This is a genomic window from Kitasatospora albolonga, from assembly GCA_002082585.1.
Lineage (GTDB): Bacteria > Actinomycetota > Actinomycetes > Streptomycetales > Streptomycetaceae > Streptomyces > Streptomyces stephensoniae.
Genome location: CP020563.1, coordinates 5,989,830 through 6,006,967 on the forward strand (window position 1 = coordinate 5,989,830; position 17,138 = coordinate 6,006,967).

The 17,138-nt window shown below is 71.7% G+C and carries 12 protein-coding genes; 11 read left to right on the forward strand and 1 reads right to left on the reverse strand.

The genetic code is table 11. From position 1 onward, the window contains the following. Positions 1–48: 48 nt before the first annotated feature. The 11 genes from B7C62_26635 to B7C62_26685 all read left to right on the forward strand — a co-directional run bounded on the left by B7C62_26635 (position 49) and on the right by B7C62_26685 (position 15,465). On the forward strand, positions 49–2,865 hold the full coding sequence (locus B7C62_26635) for a phosphodiesterase (GenBank protein ARF75430.1): 2,817 nt from the start codon (positions 49–51) through the stop codon (positions 2,863–2,865). 232 nt (positions 2,866–3,097) lie between these two features. Further along, positions 3,098–4,954 carry an acetolactate synthase large subunit gene (locus B7C62_26640; protein ARF75431.1) on the forward strand — a complete coding sequence of 619 codons (1,857 nt, stop codon included), beginning with the start codon at positions 3,098–3,100 and terminating at the stop codon, positions 4,952–4,954. A 23-nt stretch (positions 4,955–4,977) separates the two neighbouring features. Continuing rightward, a complete protein-coding gene (locus B7C62_26645; protein ID ARF75432.1) occupies positions 4,978–5,505 on the forward strand; it encodes an acetolactate synthase small subunit in 528 nt (175 codons plus the stop codon). 114 nt (positions 5,506–5,619) lie between these two features. Next, entirely contained in the window at positions 5,620–6,621 is a 1,002-nt protein-coding gene (locus B7C62_26650) for a ketol-acid reductoisomerase (GenBank protein ID ARF75433.1), read from the forward strand. Positions 6,622–6,897: 276 nt separating this feature from the next. Next, positions 6,898–8,490, forward strand: a complete 1,593-nt coding sequence (locus tag B7C62_26655) for a phosphoglycerate dehydrogenase (GenBank protein ARF75434.1) — start codon at positions 6,898–6,900, stop codon at positions 8,488–8,490. Positions 8,491–8,680: 190 nt separating this feature from the next. Next, a complete protein-coding gene (locus B7C62_26660) occupies positions 8,681–11,107 on the forward strand; it encodes a hypothetical protein (GenBank protein ID ARF75435.1) in 2,427 nt (808 codons plus the stop codon). A gap of 53 nt (positions 11,108–11,160) precedes the next feature. Next, positions 11,161–11,859 (forward strand): hypothetical protein, encoded by a 699-nt coding sequence (locus B7C62_26665; protein ID ARF75436.1) that lies wholly within the window; start codon positions 11,161–11,163, stop codon positions 11,857–11,859. 387 nt (positions 11,860–12,246) lie between these two features. Beyond that, the gene (locus tag B7C62_26670; GenBank protein ID ARF75437.1) at positions 12,247–12,738 is read left to right on the forward strand and encodes a hypothetical protein; all 492 of its coding nucleotides are present in this window, start codon (positions 12,247–12,249) and stop codon (positions 12,736–12,738) included. Between the two features lie 83 nt (positions 12,739–12,821). Then, complete coding sequence (locus B7C62_26675; protein ARF75438.1) at positions 12,822–13,571, forward strand: hypothetical protein; 750 nt, start codon at positions 12,822–12,824, stop codon at positions 13,569–13,571. Beyond that, the gene (locus tag B7C62_26680) at positions 13,568–14,824 is read left to right on the forward strand and encodes a hypothetical protein (GenBank protein ARF75439.1); all 1,257 of its coding nucleotides are present in this window, start codon (positions 13,568–13,570) and stop codon (positions 14,822–14,824) included. Before B7C62_26675 ends, B7C62_26680 begins: the two co-directional genes overlap by 4 nt. Beyond that, complete coding sequence (locus tag B7C62_26685; GenBank protein ARF75440.1) at positions 14,821–15,465, forward strand: hypothetical protein; 645 nt, start codon at positions 14,821–14,823, stop codon at positions 15,463–15,465. The genes B7C62_26680 and B7C62_26685 overlap by 4 nt, the downstream gene beginning before the upstream one ends. Before the next feature lie 20 nt (positions 15,466–15,485). Here the strand turns inward: B7C62_26685 and B7C62_26690 are convergent, their stop codons facing one another. Next, complete coding sequence (locus tag B7C62_26690; GenBank protein ARF75441.1) at positions 15,486–17,108, reverse strand: amidohydrolase; 1,623 nt, start codon at positions 17,106–17,108, stop codon at positions 15,486–15,488. Between the last annotated feature and the right edge of the window lie 30 nt (positions 17,109–17,138).

A 17,138-nucleotide genomic window follows, 5' to 3' on the forward strand; every position in this document is an offset into this window, starting at 1 on the left:
CGCGCCGGGGCGTCCGGGCCTTGCCGGGCCGGGGCGGGGAGCCCTCCGGTGAGCGTGCTGGGGGCCTGGCTCTCGCCCCGCACCGCCACCGGCTCCACGGGGCTGCGGTCCCGGATTCTGCTCGGCGTCGTCTGCGCCGCGTACTCCGTCGGCGCGGCCGTCGGCTGGGGCTCACCGGAACTGGCCCGCTTCATGGGGGACTTCGGCCTCGCCGCCGCTGCGCTGGTGGCCGCCGTCTCCTGCTTCCTCTACGCCCGGGTGAGCCCCGGCCGGCTCCGCCCGGCCTGGCTGCTGTTCTCGGTCTCCTCCCTCATGGCGGCCTGCGGGAACGCCGTCTGGGGGTGGTACGAGGTGGTGCTCGGCGTCCCCGTGCCCACCCCGTCGCTGGCCGACGCCTTCTTCCTCTGCTTCGCGCCACCCGCCATCGTCGGGCTGCTCGTCCTCGCCAAACGCCCCGTCACCCGGGCCGGATGGGTCTGCCTGGCCCTGGACGCCTGGCTGATCGGCGGCTCCCTGCTGACCCTCGCCTGGAGCCTCGCCCTCGCGCACACCGCGCACATGGCGGGCGTCGAGGAGGCCAGCGTGGGTCCGGCGGCGCTCTCGCTGGCCTATCCGCTGCTCGACATCGTGCTCGTCTCCATGGTGCTCGCGCTGCACTTCCGCCGCTCCGGGGCCAACCGCTCCGCCGTGAACACCGCCATCGCCGCCCTGGCGCTGACCGTCCTGAGCGACGCGGTGTTCACCTCGCCGCTGCTGCGCTCCACCTACCACTCGGGCCAGTTGCTCGACGCCGGGTGGTTCGCCGGTTCGCTGCTCCTCGCCTACGCCCCCTGGGGCGTACGCCGGGCGCCCGGCGCCGACCGCCCCGCGCCCCCGCGCACCACCAGCCGCCCGATCGCCGGGTCGCTGGCCGCGCTGACCCCGTATCTCGCCGCCGCCGTCTGCACGCTGGGCATCCTGTACAACGTGGTCGAGGGCCGCCGGGTGGACCGGGTCGTCGTCCTCACCGGCTGTACGGTCGTCCTCGCCCTGGTCGTCCGGCAGGGCATCATGCTGCTCGACAACATCTCCCTCACCCAGGAACTGGCCCAGAAGGAGAACCACTTCCGCTCCCTGGTGCAGGGCTCCAGCGACGTCATCATGATCGCCGCGCCCAGCGGCACCCTGCGCTACGTCAGCCCCGCCGCCGCCGGGGTCTACGGGCGCGACGCGGAGGATCTCGTCGGCTCCGAGCTCTCCTCGATCATCCACCCCGACGACCTCGGCCGGGTCGTCCACGAGGTGCGGCGCTTCCTCGCCGCACCACCGCACGAACAGCCCACCACCCGCATCGAGTGCCGCTTCCGCTCCGGCACCGGCGACTGGCTGCACGCCGAGTCCACCGTCAACCGGCACCAGGGCGGGCTGCTGCTCAACAGCCGGGACGTCACCGAACGGGTACGGCTCCAGGCCCAGTTGCAGCACAACGCCGAGCACGACCCGCTCACCGACCTGCCCAACCGGGCCCTGTTCACCCGCCGGGTCCGCCAGGCGCTCACCGGCCGCCGGACCGGGGACTCCGGCACCGCCGTGCTCTTCATCGACCTCGACGGCTTCAAGGCGGTCAACGACACCATCGGCCACCAGGCGGGCGACGAGCTCCTCATCCAGGCCGCCCGCCGCCTCCAGGAGTCCGTCCGGGCCGGGGACACGGCGGCGCGGCTCGGCGGCGACGAGTTCGCCGCCCTCATCATGGGCGACGGCACCCGCGACCAGGGCGCCCGGGAGTACCAGGTGCACGAGATCGCCGACCGGCTCCGCCTCACCCTCTCCCAGCCCTACCGGATCGGCGCCAGCGAGGTCCGGGTGGCCGCCTCCATCGGCGTCGCCTTCGCCGAGCCCGGCATCACCCCCACCGACCTCATGCGCAACGCGGACCTCGCGATGTACCGGGCCAAGGCCGGCGGCAAGGACCGCGTCGAGCTGTACGCCCCCCAGATGCAGGCCGACGTCGTACGCCGCTCCGAGCTCGCCACCCGGCTGCGCACGGCCCTGCGCGAGGGCGAGTTCGCCCTGCTCCACCAGCCCGTCGTCCACCTCGCCAGCGGCTCCGTCGCCGCCGTCGCCGCCCAGGCCCGGTGGCGCTCCACCCAGGGCATCCTGTTCACCCCCGCCGAGTTCCTCCGGGTCACCGGCGACGACGACCGCACCGCCGAGCTCGGCCGCTGGCTCCTGGAGGAGGCCGTCAAACAGGCCGCCGACCGGGCCAGGGCCGGGCACCCCGTCGCCGTCTCCGTACGGCTCTCCGCCACCCGGCTGCTGGACAAGGCCCTGCCCTTCGGCTCCATCGAGGCCCTGCTGACCCGGCACGGGCTGCCCTCGGGGGCCCTGATGATCGAGGTCGCCGACAGCGACCCCCGGATCTCCTTCGACGAGCTGGAGCAGCGCCTCGTGGCCCTGCGCCGCCTCGGCGTCCGGATCGCGCTCGACGGCTTCGGCAGCGGATTCGCCGCCATCAACGCGCTGCGCCGCCTCCCCATCGACGTACTCAAACTCGACCGGAACCTGGTCGAGGGGGTGGTCGAATCGGCCAGGCTGCACAAGATCACCAGCGGGCTGCTGCGGATCGCCTGCGACCTCGGCCTCCAGTCCGTCGCCGACGGGGTCGACGTCCCCGAGCAGGTCCTCGCGCTGCGCTCCATGGGCTGCACCCACGGCCAGGGAATGGCCTTCTCCGGCCCGCTCGACGAGTACCGGCTGCGCCGCGCCCTGGTGCGCGGCCAGTTCCCCGTGCCGGGCGTCCCCGGCCCCCGTACGGTGATGGCGGGCGGCTCGATCCCCCTGCTCACCGGATCACATGCTGAGACGCCCGTCCCACCCACTTGACACGCCATGCGTGCCGGAGAGAGGGTCAATGCCATGCGCACCCGAATTCTCGTACTTGGAAAGCGCGTCGGCTGAAGCAGAGTCACTCCACGACACTCTGCGGACCGCACCCGGCGCGCTCCCCTCGCTTGCCTCACGGCACGAGGGGTTTTTTGTTGCACTGACACCTCTCAAAACGCTGCAAACCACCCGCGACACACCACCCGCGAACACCCTCAGCTTCGAGAAGAGAATGCCGATGACCGAGCAGGCCACCGGGGCCCACCACCCGCAGCCGCGCGCCCGTAACGGCGGACAGCCGTCCGTCACCGTCGAACACGTCACGGGCGCGCAGTCCCTCATCCGCTCTCTCGAGGAAGTCGGCGCCGACACGGTATTCGGCATCCCCGGCGGCGCGATCCTCCCCGCCTACGACCCGATGATGGACTCCACCCGGGTCCGTCACGTCCTGGTCCGCCACGAGCAGGGCGCCGGCCACGCCGCCACCGGGTACGCGCAGGCCACCGGCAAGGTCGGCGTCTGCATGGCCACCTCGGGACCCGGCGCCACCAACCTGGTCACCCCGATCGCCGACGCGCACATGGACTCCGTGCCGCTCGTCGCGATCACCGGCCAGGTCGCCTCCAAGGCGATCGGCACCGACGCCTTCCAGGAAGCCGACATCTGCGGCATCACGATGCCGATCACCAAGCACAACTTCCTGGTCACCAAGGCCGAGGACATCCCGCACACCATCGCCGAGGCGTTCCACATCGCTGCCACCGGCCGCCCGGGCCCCGTCCTCGTCGACATCGCCAAGGACGCCCTCCAGGCGAAGACCACCTTCAGCTGGCCGCCCACCCAGGACCTGCCCGGCTACCGGCCCGTCACCAAGCCGCACGCCAAGCAGATCCGCGAGGCCGCCAAGCTGATCACCCAGGCCAAGCGCCCCGTGCTGTACGTCGGCGGCGGCGTCATCAAGGCCGGGGCCACCGCCGAGCTGAAGGTCCTCGCGGAGCTCACCGGAGCGCCCGTCACCACCACCCTGATGGCGCTCGGCGCCTTCCCCGACAGCCACCCGCTGCACGTGGGAATGCCCGGTATGCACGGTGCGGTCACCGCCGTCACCGCACTCCAGAAGGCCGACCTGATCGTCGCCCTCGGAGCCCGCTTCGACGACCGCGTCACCGGCAAGCTGGACAGCTTCGCCCCGTACGCCAAGATCGTCCACGCCGACATCGACCCCGCCGAGATCGGCAAGAACCGCACCGCCGACGTCCCGATCGTGGGCGACGCCCGCGAGGTCCTGGCCGACCTGGTCCAGGCCGTCCAGGCCGAGCACACCGAGGGCCACACCGGCGACTACACCGCGTGGTGGAAGGACCTCAACCGCTGGCGCGACACCTACCCGCTCGGCTACGACCTGCCCGAGGACGGCAGCCTCTCCCCGCAGCAGGTCATCCAGCGCATCGGCAAGCTCGCCCCCGAGGGCACGATCTTCGCGGCGGGCGTCGGCCAGCACCAGATGTGGGCCTCCCACTTCATCGACTACGAGCAGCCCGCCACCTGGCTCAACAGCGGCGGCGCCGGAACGATGGGGTACGCGGTCCCGGCCGCCATGGGCGCCAAGGCCGGGATGCCCGACCGCACGGTCTGGGCCATCGACGGCGACGGCTGCTTCCAGATGACCAACCAGGAACTGACCACCTGCGCGCTCAACAACATCCCGATCAAGGTCGCCATCATCAACAACGGTGCCCTCGGGATGGTCCGCCAGTGGCAGACCCTCTTCTACAACCAGCGCTACTCCAACACCGTCCTGCACGCCGGCCCCGGCTCCGACGGCGCCCCCAACAAGGGCACCCGCGTCCCGGACTTCGTCAAGCTCTCCGAGGCCATGGGCTGCCACGCCATCCGCTGCGAGGACCCGGCCGACCTGGACAAGGTCATCGAAGAGGCCAACTCCATCAACGACCGCCCCGTCGTGATCGACTTCATCGTCCACGAGGACGCCATGGTCTGGCCGATGGTCGCCGCGGGCACCTCCAACGACGAGGTCCAGGCCGCACGCGGCGTCCGCCCCGACTTCGGCGACAACGAAGACGACTGAGAGACAGAGAGAGACCGACTCCCATGTCCGAAAAGCACACGCTCTCCGTCCTGGTCGAGAACAAGCCCGGTGTCCTCGCCCGGATCACCGCCCTGTTCTCCCGACGCGGCTTCAACATCGACTCGCTCGCCGTCGGCACCACCGAACACCCCGACATCTCCCGCATCACCATCGTCGTGAATGTCGAGGACCTGCCCCTGGAGCAGGTGACCAAGCAGCTCAACAAGCTGGTCAACGTCCTGAAGATCGTCGAACTCGAGCCCGCCGCCGCGATCCAGCGGGAGCTCGTCCTGGTGAAGGTCCGCGCCGACAGCGAGACCCGCTCCCAGATCGTCGAGATCGTCCAGCTGTTCCGCGCCAAGACCGTCGACGTCTCCCCGGAGGCCGTCACGATCGAGGCGACCGGAGGGGCCGACAAGCTGGAGGCGATGCTCAAGATGCTGGAGCAGTACGGCATCAAGGAGCTCGTCCAGTCCGGCACCATCGCCATAGGGCGAGGCTCGCGCTCCATCACCGACCGGTCCCTGCGCGCCCTCGACCGCTCGGCCTAGCCGGTACGCGAGCGGCGCCCGCCCGCGCCGCTCGTATGGCGAGACCCGATCACGTATCCCGACGCCCCCGCCGTACGGTGGGACGCAACACCTGCACACCAAGGAGAAGACCCAGTGGCCGAGCTGTTCTACGACGACGATGCCGACCTGTCCATCATCCAGGGCCGCAAGGTCGCGGTTCTCGGTTACGGCAGCCAGGGCCACGCCCACGCGCTGTCGCTCCGTGACTCCGGCGTCGACGTCCGCGTCGGTCTGCACGAGGGCTCGAAGTCCAAGGCCAAGGCCGAGGAGCAGGGCCTGCGCGTGGTGACCCCGTCCGAGGCCGCCGCCGAGGCCGACGTCATCATGATCCTCGTCCCGGACCCGATCCAGGCCCAGGTCTACGAGGAGTCCGTCAAGGACAACCTCAAGGACGGCGACGCGCTGTTCTTCGGCCACGGCCTGAACATCCGGTTCGGCTTCATCAAGCCCCCGGCCAACGTCGACGTGTGCATGGTCGCCCCCAAGGGCCCCGGCCACCTGGTCCGCCGCCAGTACGAGGAGGGCCGCGGCGTCCCCTGCATCGTGGCCGTCGAGCAGGACGCCTCGGGCAAGGGCCTGGAGCTGGCCCTGTCGTACGCCAAGGGCATCGGCGGCACGCGCGCCGGCGTCATCAAGACCACCTTCACCGAGGAGACCGAGACCGACCTCTTCGGTGAGCAGGCCGTCCTCTGCGGTGGCACCGCCGCCCTGGTCAAGGCCGGTTTCGAGACGCTGACCGAGGCGGGCTACCAGCCCGAGATCGCGTACTTCGAGTGCCTGCACGAGCTGAAGCTCATCGTCGACCTCATGTACGAGGGCGGCCTGGAGAAGATGCGCTGGTCCATCTCGGAGACCGCCGAGTGGGGCGACTACGTCACCGGCCCGCGGATCATCACCGACGCCACCAAGGCCGAGATGAAGAAGGTCCTCGCCGAGATCCAGGACGGCACCTTCGCCAAGAACTGGATGGCCGAGTACCACAACGGCCTGCCCAAGTACAACGAGTACAAGAAGGCCGACAGCGACCACCTGCTGGAGACCACGGGCCGTGAGCTGCGCAAGCTCATGAGCTGGGTGAACGACGAAGAGGCGTAGGTCCTCGGGGGAGCGGGGCGGGTCCGGCAGGGCCCGCCCCGCCCCACATCACCGGAGGATCACCGGAACGAGGCGTTCCGTACGGGTGTACACCCCGTCCACCCTCATGCGGGTGATCCTTCCACCGGGGCGCAGTACAAGGCCCTCCGCACCACTACACTTCTCAACACATACACGCGTCAGGGCCCACAGTGTCGTGCGTCTACCACGCGGCTAGCCCCTCCACCGCCTGCGGCCGTCGGGACGGCCGTCCGCACTGGACTTGTGAGGACTCACGTGAGCTCGAAGCCTGTCGTACTCATCGCTGAAGAGCTGTCGCCCGCCACGGTCGACGCTCTGGGTCCGGATTTCGAGATCCGGCACTGCAACGGCGCGGACCGCGCCGAGCTGCTCCCCGCGATCGCCGATGTCGACGCCATCCTGGTGCGTTCCGCCACGAAGGTCGACGCCGAGGCCATCGCCGCCGCGAAGAAGCTCCGGGTCGTGGCCCGGGCCGGTGTCGGTCTGGACAACGTGGACGTCTCCGCCGCCACCAAGGCCGGTGTGATGGTCGTCAACGCCCCGACCTCCAACATCGTGACCGCCGCCGAGCTGGCCTGCGGTCTGCTGGTCGCCACCGCGCGCAACATCCCGCAGGCCAACACCGCCCTGAAGAACGGCGAGTGGAAGCGCTCCAAGTACACCGGGGTCGAGCTCAGCGAGAAGGTCCTCGGCGTCGTCGGCCTCGGCCGCATCGGCGTCCTGGTCGCCCAGCGCATGTCGGCCTTCGGCATGAAGATCGTCGCCTACGACCCCTACGTCCAGCCCGCCCGCGCCGCGCAGATGGGCGTCAAGCTCCTCAGCCTGGACGAGCTGCTGGAGGTCGCCGACTTCATCACCGTGCACCTGCCGAAGACGCCCGAGACCCTCGGTCTCATCGGGGACGAGGCGCTGCACAAGGTGAAGCCCTCGGTCCGCATCGTCAACGCCGCGCGCGGCGGCATCGTGGACGAGGAGGCGCTGTACTCCGCCCTCAAGGAGGGCCGCGTCGCGGGCGCCGGGCTCGATGTGTACGCCAAGGAGCCCTGCACGGACTCCCCGCTCTTCCAGTTCGACCAGGTCGTCTGCACCCCGCACCTCGGCGCCTCCACCGACGAGGCCCAGGAGAAGGCGGGCATCGCGGTCGCCAAGTCCGTCCGCCTCGCCCTCGCCGGTGAGCTGGTCCCGGACGCGGTCAACGTCCAGGGCGGCGTCATCGCCGAGGACGTACGCCCCGGTCTGCCGCTCGCCGAGAAGCTCGGCCGGATCTTCACCGCGCTCGCGGGCGAGGTCGCGGCCCGGCTCGACGTCGAGGTGTACGGCGAGATCACCCAGCACGACGTCAAGGTGCTGGAGCTCTCGGCGCTCAAGGGTGTCTTCGAGGACGTCGTCGACGAGACCGTCTCCTACGTCAACGCCCCGCTCTTCGCCCAGGAGCGCGGGGTCGAGGTCCGCCTCACCACCAGCTCCGAGTCGCCCGACCACCGCAACGTGGTCACCGTGCGCGGCACGCTCGCGAGCGGCGAGGAGGTCGCGGTCTCCGGCACGCTGGCGGGCCCGAAGAACCTCCAGAAGATCGTCGCCATCGGCGAGCACGACGTGGACCTGGCGCTCGCCGACCACATGGTCGTCCTGCGCTACCAGGACCGGCCCGGTGTGGTCGGCGCGGTCGGCAAGATCCTCGGCGAGGCCGGGCTCAACATCGCGGGCATGCAGGTCTCGCGCGCGGCGGAGGGCGGCGAGGCCCTGGTCGTCCTCACCGTCGACGAGACCGTCCCGCAGGCGGTGCTGACCGAGATCGCCGACGAGATCGGCGCCTCCTCGGCCCGCTCGGTGAACCTCACCGACTGACACACCCCGCTCCGCACCCGGCTGCCGGGCGCCCCTTCACCGGGGGCGCCCGGCAGCCGTTCGCGTAGCCGAGCCAACCCGCTTGTATGGGCCCCGGGTTGGGCCCTGGGACCCACGACGGTGAGACGGCCCCGACCCTAGGGTGACCGGTTGTCAGGTCAGCCAGGGGGTGCCGGGGGTCGGATCACGTATGTCTGCTGTCGGTGGCATAGCCGGAGGCCCGGCCCCGGCCCCGCGCCGCGACCTCCCCGGCCCGCTCGTCGTCGTACGCGTCCTGCTCCTCGTCCTGCTCGGCGCGACGGTCCTCGGCGCGATCGGCCTCTCCGGCTCCGCGCTCGCCGCCGACGCCCTGGGCGCCCAGGTGCTCGGCATCCTGCTGTACGCCTCCGTGCCCGGGGTGCTGTGCGCGCTGCTGGCCCGCCACCTCCGTACGGGCGGCCGACGGGTGCGGTGGGGGATCGCCGCCGTCCAGGTCTGGCTGATCATCGGCGGCCTCGGCAACCTGGTGGACGGTTCACCGGACGGGTTCACCCAGCTGGTGCTGCCCGTGGTGATCCTGGTGCTGCTGAGCCGTCCGCAGAGCCGGGCGTGGTTCCTGCTGCCGCCCGGCGAGCGTGGGGAGCCTCCGAGGTTCTCGCTCCCGCACATGATCACCTGGCGCCGGGACCGGGGCCAGTCCGCGCTGGAGTACCTGGGCCTGGTCCTGATCGTGGTCGCGCTGATCGCGGCCCTGACGGTGGGGGGCCTCGGCGGCCGGATCACGGAGGGGCTCCAGTCGGCGATCTGCTCACTGACCGGCAGCTCGTGCCCGGTCTCGGACGGGGGCGGCAGCGGCCCGGTGGAGGCGGGGGATGCTTCGGGGGGTGCGTCCAGCGGCGGTACGGACGCGGGCTCGACGGTCACCGGCGGTACGGGAGCCTCCGGCGGCGACGCGACGGGCGGTACGGGTGGGACCGGCGGGGCTTCCGGCGGGACTTCCAGCGGTACGGACGGGGGCGCGACCGGCGGCGAGACCTCCGGCGGTACGGGAACCACAGGCCCCGGCCCCGCGACGGGCGGCGGCACCGGTGGCCCCGACGACGAGGGCCGCCCCGGCACCGGCGAGGACACCTACGCCGAGGACCACGAGGAGCCCGAGGCCGCCTACGACGTACCGGCCTCCGCCGAGGGCGAGGGCGACGGCGGGAGCGGCGGCGGTGAGCGAGCGTCCGCCCAGGAGGACTGCGGCGGCTGGGGCTTCTTCGGCTGCGCCTGGGACCGTACGACCCAGGTCTTCGAGGGCCTGGTGATCGACGGCATCTGGGGCGACATCGCCGGGATCATCGCCCTGTTCACGCCCGAGACCTGGGCCGGTCTCGCGGAGTACGGACGGCAGCTCGGGGACCAGTGGGTCAAGGACTCCCGGGGCGCGGGCGACAAGTGGAGCGACGGCGACTATCTCGGCGCGCTCCGGGACTGGGGCAAGGCGTCCGTCAGCACCGTGGTCACGGTGGGGGACGACGTCTTCGTCGGGGACGAGGTCCGCGAGCGCTGGAACAACGGGGAGAAGACCCGGGCCGTCACCAACGTGCTCTGGAACGTCGGTTCGCTCTTCATCCCCGGCTACAACGTGGCCAAGGCGGTCGGCAAGGCCGGAAAGCTCGGCAAGGCAGGCAAGGTGGCCTCCGAGGTCGCGGACGCGGCGGGCGACGCGGGGGCGGCGGCCCGGCGGGCCCGGCAGGCGGCGGAGGCGGGCGACCTCGACGGCGTACGCAAGGCGGCGAAGGAAGCGGACGAGGCGGCCGACAGCGCGGAGGCCGCGGCGCGGCGGACGGGCTGTGCCATCGCGTCGGGCCCGCCACGCGTCCGGTACGGCGGCGGTGGAGTACCCGGTTCCGGTACGGGAGTGCCGGCGGGCGGTTCGCCGGGCCGGGTGGTCCTCGTCAACGGCGGGTGCGACGAGGCGGCCAGGGCCGCGGCGGCGGAGGCCCGTCAACAGGAACGCGCCGCCCACCTGGAGCAGAAGCGCCTGGAGGAGCCGGAGCGGGCGCGAAAGGCGGAGCTGGAGAAGAAGCGGTACCCCGAGCCGCGGCGCAACGACACCTCCGACCCGCGCAACTACGACCCGCCGGCCTGGGCGGACGGCCTGAGGACCCGCACGCTCGGGGACGCCGACGCGGGCGACGGCTTCTGGGCGAGCCGGGACCGCAACCCCGCGCCCAACTGGAAGAACGAGTCCTGGCTCCGCTACCAGGAGCAGATCACCGGCACCGACCGGGGCCAGGAGTACGTCGTACCGCACCCCCGCGAGGGCAGGCCGGCGGTCGAGTACGACGGCTGGGACTCCTCCCGGCAGACGTATCTGGAGGCCAAGAACGGTTACGGCAGCTACCTCTCCACGACCGACGCGGGCAGGCTCACCGCCTCCGGCAAGGAGAAGTTCGTGACCGAGGCCCGCGCCCAGGTGGAGGCGGCCGGGGGCAGGCCCGTGGAGTGGCACTTCTCCGACCCGGAGGTGGCGAAGGCGGCCCGCAGGGCGTTCCGGGACGAGGGGCTGCCGGTCACGGTGGTGCACAGCCCGGCGAAACCCGGCGACAGCACCAGGAAGCCCGGAGCCTTCGACGAGCAGCCGCGTTAGCCTGCACGCGAGGGCGGCCCGGAGCGGTCCGGCGACGGAGGAGAGAGATCAGCATGCGACGTATGGTGCGGGGCTTCTGGGGCCCGAGGCCGGAGCCGGTCGAGGCCGTGGCGGAGCGGTGGCGGCAGACCCTCGACGGGTTCGCCGCCCTGGTCCCGGAGGCGGCGGACGCCTGGAGCCAGGTGCACTCCGAACAACCGGCGACCGCCATCACGGCGGACGGGCAGGCCCTGCTCGACGCCCTGCGTACGGCCCGGGACGCGGCCGACTGGTCGGACCTGACGGGCACCGGACTCCGGCTCGTCGGCACGGGAAGGCCCGGCTGGGGGGCGGAGGTCAGCGGACTGGCGGGCGGCACACCGGATTTCCTGCTCCAGTCGCTCGTGATCATCCTGCACGCCCCGGACGCCTCGCCCGTCCCCGAGGAGGACATCCTCACCCTCATCGCCCGGGTGTGGGAGCCGGACTTCGGCGATGTGAGCGACGACGACGTGCTGGACGCGCTGGAGGACGAGGCCGGGTACGCGGTCGACGACCCGGTCGTGGGCCGCGCCGGCTATCTCTCCCCGGCCCGCGCCGCCCTCGTACCCGACGATCTGGAGGCGGTCCGCCAGGAACTCCCGTGCGGCGGCGAGCTGTTGAGCATCGCGGCCCCCGGCGACAGCGCGGCGGTGGTCCGCGCGTGGCAGCGCCTGCGCGAGGCGGGCGCCCTGGCCCCACTTCCCCGCCCGATGGACCGGCCGGTGCTGTGACCTGCGGGGCTCCCCCCTCCGATAACTCCCTGCGGGGCTCCCCCCCGTAACTCCCTGTGGGACTGCCCCCGAGCGGAGCGACGGTGACCAGCCGCCGGTGATGGCGGCTCTGTTCAGTGACCGGGCTGTAGCGGCGCGTAACGAAAGTTCGCCGTCGTAAACGGTGATCACGGGCATATGGAAAGCGGAATGCGATCCTCGATGTCCGCACCTCAAATCTAGCTCAACAAACCGTACCGGCTCTGTGCTCCGATGGCTGTTCGCTGTACTTTCTGGATGTCAAATCGGTCGGCGGGGATCGCTTATATCGCGGGCCGTACCAGGCGACAAAAATTGCAGGGGGAAAATGTGGCAATGAAGCGACGTTCCACTGTTCTCAGGCGGGCCGTGGAGGCCGGACTCATCGCGGCTCTGACCGTGGCGGCTCTGCCCACGGCGGCCCAAGCGCTCAATGTCGAACGGACCTGGAACGGGACGAACAACCCGTTGAAGGTGACGGGCTACGGGAGCACCGGCCATGCCTGGGGCACCTGGAAGGTGGGTAACACCTCCAACGGCACCCGGTCGATCGTCAACAGCTACACCAAGCTCAACAACGCGGACAACCACAAGGTGTACGTCGAGCTCCAGACGCAGGTGAACGCCGGATACTGCGTCCAGGCCAGCAAGTACATGAACTGCACGCAGAAGTACTGGAACCACGCGACCGCCGAGACGGCGCACCACAGCAGCAAGTCGTACACGTTCAAGTCGGCCTCGACCGGTGTGAAGTCGGAGGCGGACTACGCGCGCGGTATGGTCCGTGCCCGGCTGGACATCCCGTACCGCACCGATCCGGCGACGGGCTGGTCGTACACGGACGGCGGCGACAAGTACTGACCGGCACCCGGCGCCGGTGCTGACACCGGCGGTGGCCGGCCCCCCGCGGAGGGCCGGCCACCGCCGGGCCCGACGGGTACGTCATGAGAAATGAGAGAGCAGTGAGCCTTCATCGCCTCAGTTGTGACGGGTTGGTCAAGGACCATGGAGGAAGTTTTCAGCTGGGGCCGTTGTCGTTGGAATTCGCCGACGGGGTGACCTGTCTGGTCGGACCGAACGGCGCGGGGAAGTCGACGTTCTTCCGGATCGCCGCCGGTCTCGAGAAACCCACATCCGGATCGGTACGCCTCCCCAGAGGGAAGTCCGACGAGCGGATATCCCCTCTCGGTTACCTTCCGCAAATACTGGATATGCCGCCGGGAGCCACCTGTGAAGAGTTTCTTCACTATGTCGCCTGGGTGCACCGGATTCCCGCCGGTCGCCGTGAAAAAGCTGTCGCCGACGTTCTTTCCCGCACCGGCCTCGCCGAACGCGTGACAAGCAAGATCCGCACCCTGTCGGGCGGTATGGCGCGACGGCTGGGGATTGCCCAGGCAATGATTCACGATCCGGTGATGCTGCTCCTCGACGAGCCCACCGTGGGACTCGACCCCCGGCAGCGCCTCGCACTGCGCGAGACCATCGCCGCGATCGCCGCCGAACGCATCGTCATCGTCTCCACCCACCTGGTCGAGGACATCCGGGGGCTCGCCGACCGCGTCGTCGTGCTGGACGGTGGCACGGTCGTCTTCGACGGGGACGTACCGGCCCTCGAAGCGAAGTCGGACCCCGGGGCACCGGGCGAGACCGATCTGGAACGGGCCCTCGCGACCTTGATGGGAGCACCGGAATGACGCGCGCGCTGCGCTACGCCCTCAAGACGCTCATCGGCCCGTGGATTCTGCCCGTCGTCATCGCCCTGGAAGTGGTGAACCTCTTCCAGCGGGGCATGCCCTGGCGCGGTGAACCCCTGTGGACGGTGGACTGGTTCGCGATCTCCCTGTTCATCGTGGGCCCCCTCCTGGCGGGTGCGGCGGCGGTCGACGCCGCGCGGCTCTCGAAGGACGGCACCATCCACCTGGTGCTCGCCACCCGCCGCCCGTACCGCCCGTATCTGCGGGCCGCCGCCTGGTGCGTCGTTCCGGTGCTGGCCGTGCACTTCCTGGTCCTGGCCGTGGGGCTGGCCATCGGCGGTCTGCCCGGCGGCTCGCCGTGGTGGGGCCTGGCCGGTGCCGTACTCGTCCAGGCGCTGGCGATCTGCTGGTACGCGGCCGTCGGCTCGGCCGTCGGACGGCTCGCCGGACCCCTGGTGGCGGGAGCCGTCGGCGCGATCGGCTCGTTCACCCTCATCTATCTGCTGGGGGAGGGGAGCGGGGAGCGTTTCGAGCCGCTCTCCCTGGGCGGCGCGACGGTCTCCCGGCTCGGTCTCGTGTACAACCCCGGGTATCTGCTCTCCCAGATCGCCCTGTTCGCCCTGACCGGGGCGGCGCTGCTGCTGCTCCCGGTGACTCTGCGGTCGGGCCGCCGCGTCCTGACCGCCGCGGGCGCGGCGCTCGCCGTCGGTGTCGTCGTCGCCGTCGTGGGGGGCCAGTACGCCCTGCCCGCCGAGCGGCTCACGGCGAAGGCCGAGGCCCCGGCCGACTGCACCGAGGGCGCCGGGCCGGTCATCTGCCTGTACCCGGAGCACCGGCGCTTCCGCGACCAGGTCGTCCAGCATGTGCGTACGCTGACCGAGGCCGCCGGGGAGGCCGGGCACACGGCCCTCGTGCCCCGGCGGGTCGAGGAGCTGAGCCGGACGTACCAGGTCACCACCCCCGACCGCATCGGCCTGGAGATCTCCGCGGACGCCTACGCCTCCGGCGAGGTGTCCGTCCAGGACATCGCCGCGAGCCTCGTCCGCCCCCTGCACTGCTCGGCCCTGTACGAGGAGCCGGGCCCGGGGGAGAAGTACTGGAGCCGTGAGTTCTCCCTCTACTTCACGCTGCTGCACACGGCCGGGATCACGGTCGACACCGCCGAGTTCCCGGTGAAGCCACGCGTGCTGACGCCCGCCGAGAGCGCGGACATCATGAAGGACTACGCCACCTGCGATCTGGAAGGCGCATGACCGGCCGCACAGGTCTCCTGAGGGCCTGGGCGGGGGTGCACCCCACCCGGCCCGCCGGGACGCTCCTGCTGATCAGCGGCACCCTCTCGCTCCTCGGGGCGCAGGCCACGATCGACAGCCTCGGGTTCCTCCTGTTCGAGACACCCGTGGCGCTCATGCTGCTGGTGCCCGTCGTCGCGGGCATCGCGGTCGCCATCGCCACCGGCGGCGGTACGGGGATTCCGCTGCCCGAACACCCGGCGCTGCTCTCCGCCCGGCTGGCCTGGCTGCTCGCCCTCACCGCCGCCGGAACCCTCGCGGTCAGCACGGGCCAGCTGGTCGGGCCGGAGCTCACCTGGGAGCCCGCCGTCCGCAACCTGCTGCTGTACGCGGCGCTCGCCGTCATCACGGTGAGCCTCGCCGGTCCGTCCATGGCCTGGCTGCCGCCGGTCGCCCTGACCCTCGCCGCGATGCTCTTCGGCTACCCCCCTTCGGAGCCCGGCTACTACTGGTGGGCGGCCGTCATGGAGGAGACCGTGACCCCGGGTCAGTGGGGCGTGGCGGGCGGGCTGTTCCTCTGCGCGGCCCTGGTCCACCTCGGCCATCCGCTTCTGGGCCCCTACCTCGGCCGTCACACCGAACGGAACGGGGACAAGAGGTAGGGGGCGCCCCCCCCCGGGTCTCACACGCTCGCGTCGCGGTGGGTCGGGCGGCCGTCGACCGCCGTGAGCAGCACCGGCAGCTCCGGCAGGTCGGTGGCGGCCGTGGTGAGCGGGCTGTCGGCGAGGACCGTGAGGTCGGCCCGGCAGCCGACGGCGAGCCGACCGGCCTCCTGCTCCTCGCCCGCCGCCCAGGCCGCGTTGACCGTCATGGCCCGGAGGGCTTCGAGGGCGGTGAGCGCCTGCTCCGGGCCGTGCGGGGGCTGGGTCAGATCACGGGAGGGGCGGCGGTGGCGGGCGCCCGCCATCACGCCCAGCGGCGGGAACGGGGCGATGGGCCAGTCGGAGCCGAGGACGACCCGCGCCCCCGCGTCCCACAGGTCGCGGCACCGCCAGGCCCGTGACGCGCGCTCCTCGCCGAGCCGCCGCGACCAGTTGTCGGTGTGGTCGGCGCGGGTGAAGTCGCAGCAGTGGGTGGGCTGCATGGAGGCGATGACGCCCAGCTCCGCGAACCGGGGCAGGGTGTCATCGGGCACGGTCTCGATGTGCTCGATCCGATGGCGTACGGAAGGACCTCCGGCGGCCGTCGCCCCGGCCACCGCGTCCAGGGCGTGCCGCACGGCGGCGTCCCCGATCGCGTGCGTCGCGGTGGGCACCCCGGCCCGGTGGAGTTCGCCGATGACGCGCGTGTACGCCTGCGGGTCGGGCCAGAAGGCGTGCGTCGACTCGCCGTGGCAGTCGGGCTTCTCCAGCCAGGCGGTGCCGTTGTCGATCGTGCCGTCCATGAAGAGCTTGACGCCCGCCGTCCGCCAGAGCGCCCCGCCGGTGCCCTGCAGCCCGATCAGCTCCCGTACGGCATCGGCGTCCGCACCGGGGCGGCACCAGGGCGCGACCCGCAGCCGCAGCGGCAGTTCACCGGCCGCGTCCAGCTCGGCGTAGAGGGCGGCGCTGTCCCCGTTGGCGTCCATGACGTGCCCGCCGGTCAGCCCGGCGGCGGCCATGGAGCGCAGGGCGGCGGCGAGCCGGTCCCGGCTCTCCGCCCGGGTGGGCCGGGGCGCGGCCCGCTCGACGAGTTCGCAGGCGGCGTCCTCCAGCAGCAGCCCGGTGGGCCGTCCATCGGCGTCGCAGACGACCTCGGCGGCCTGGTCGAAGGTGCGCGGCCCGTCGACGCCCGCGAGCTCCAGGGCGCGCGGACTGGCGAGCATGGAGTGCGCGTCGAAGAGCAGGAGCGTCGCCGGTACGCCGTCGAGTACGGGGGAGAGGGCGGCGGACCCCACCGGCCGGTCGCCGAACACGTTCGGGTCGAGCCCCCAGGCGTGCAGCCAGGCCCCGGGCGCCAGCCGCCGCACCTCACCGGCCAGCGCCTCCCGTACCGCTTCCAGGTCCGTACAGCCGGACAGGTCCAGCCCGTGGGTCAGCTCGGCGCCCGTGACCGGGTGGAGGTGCCCGTCGGTCAGCCCCGGGGTCACCACCGCGCCCTTCAGGTCGATCACGGTGGTCGGCGCACCGGCCAGCGCGCGGATCTCGCGGTCGTCGCCGAGGGCCGCGATCCGCCCTCCGGAGGCGGCCAGCGCGGTCTGCGGCAGGAGGCGGCCGGTGACCGGGTCGAGCAGCCGGGCGGAGAGCAGGACGAGGGAGGGGTGCACGGGGACTCCAGGAACGTTCGTCGAGAAGGT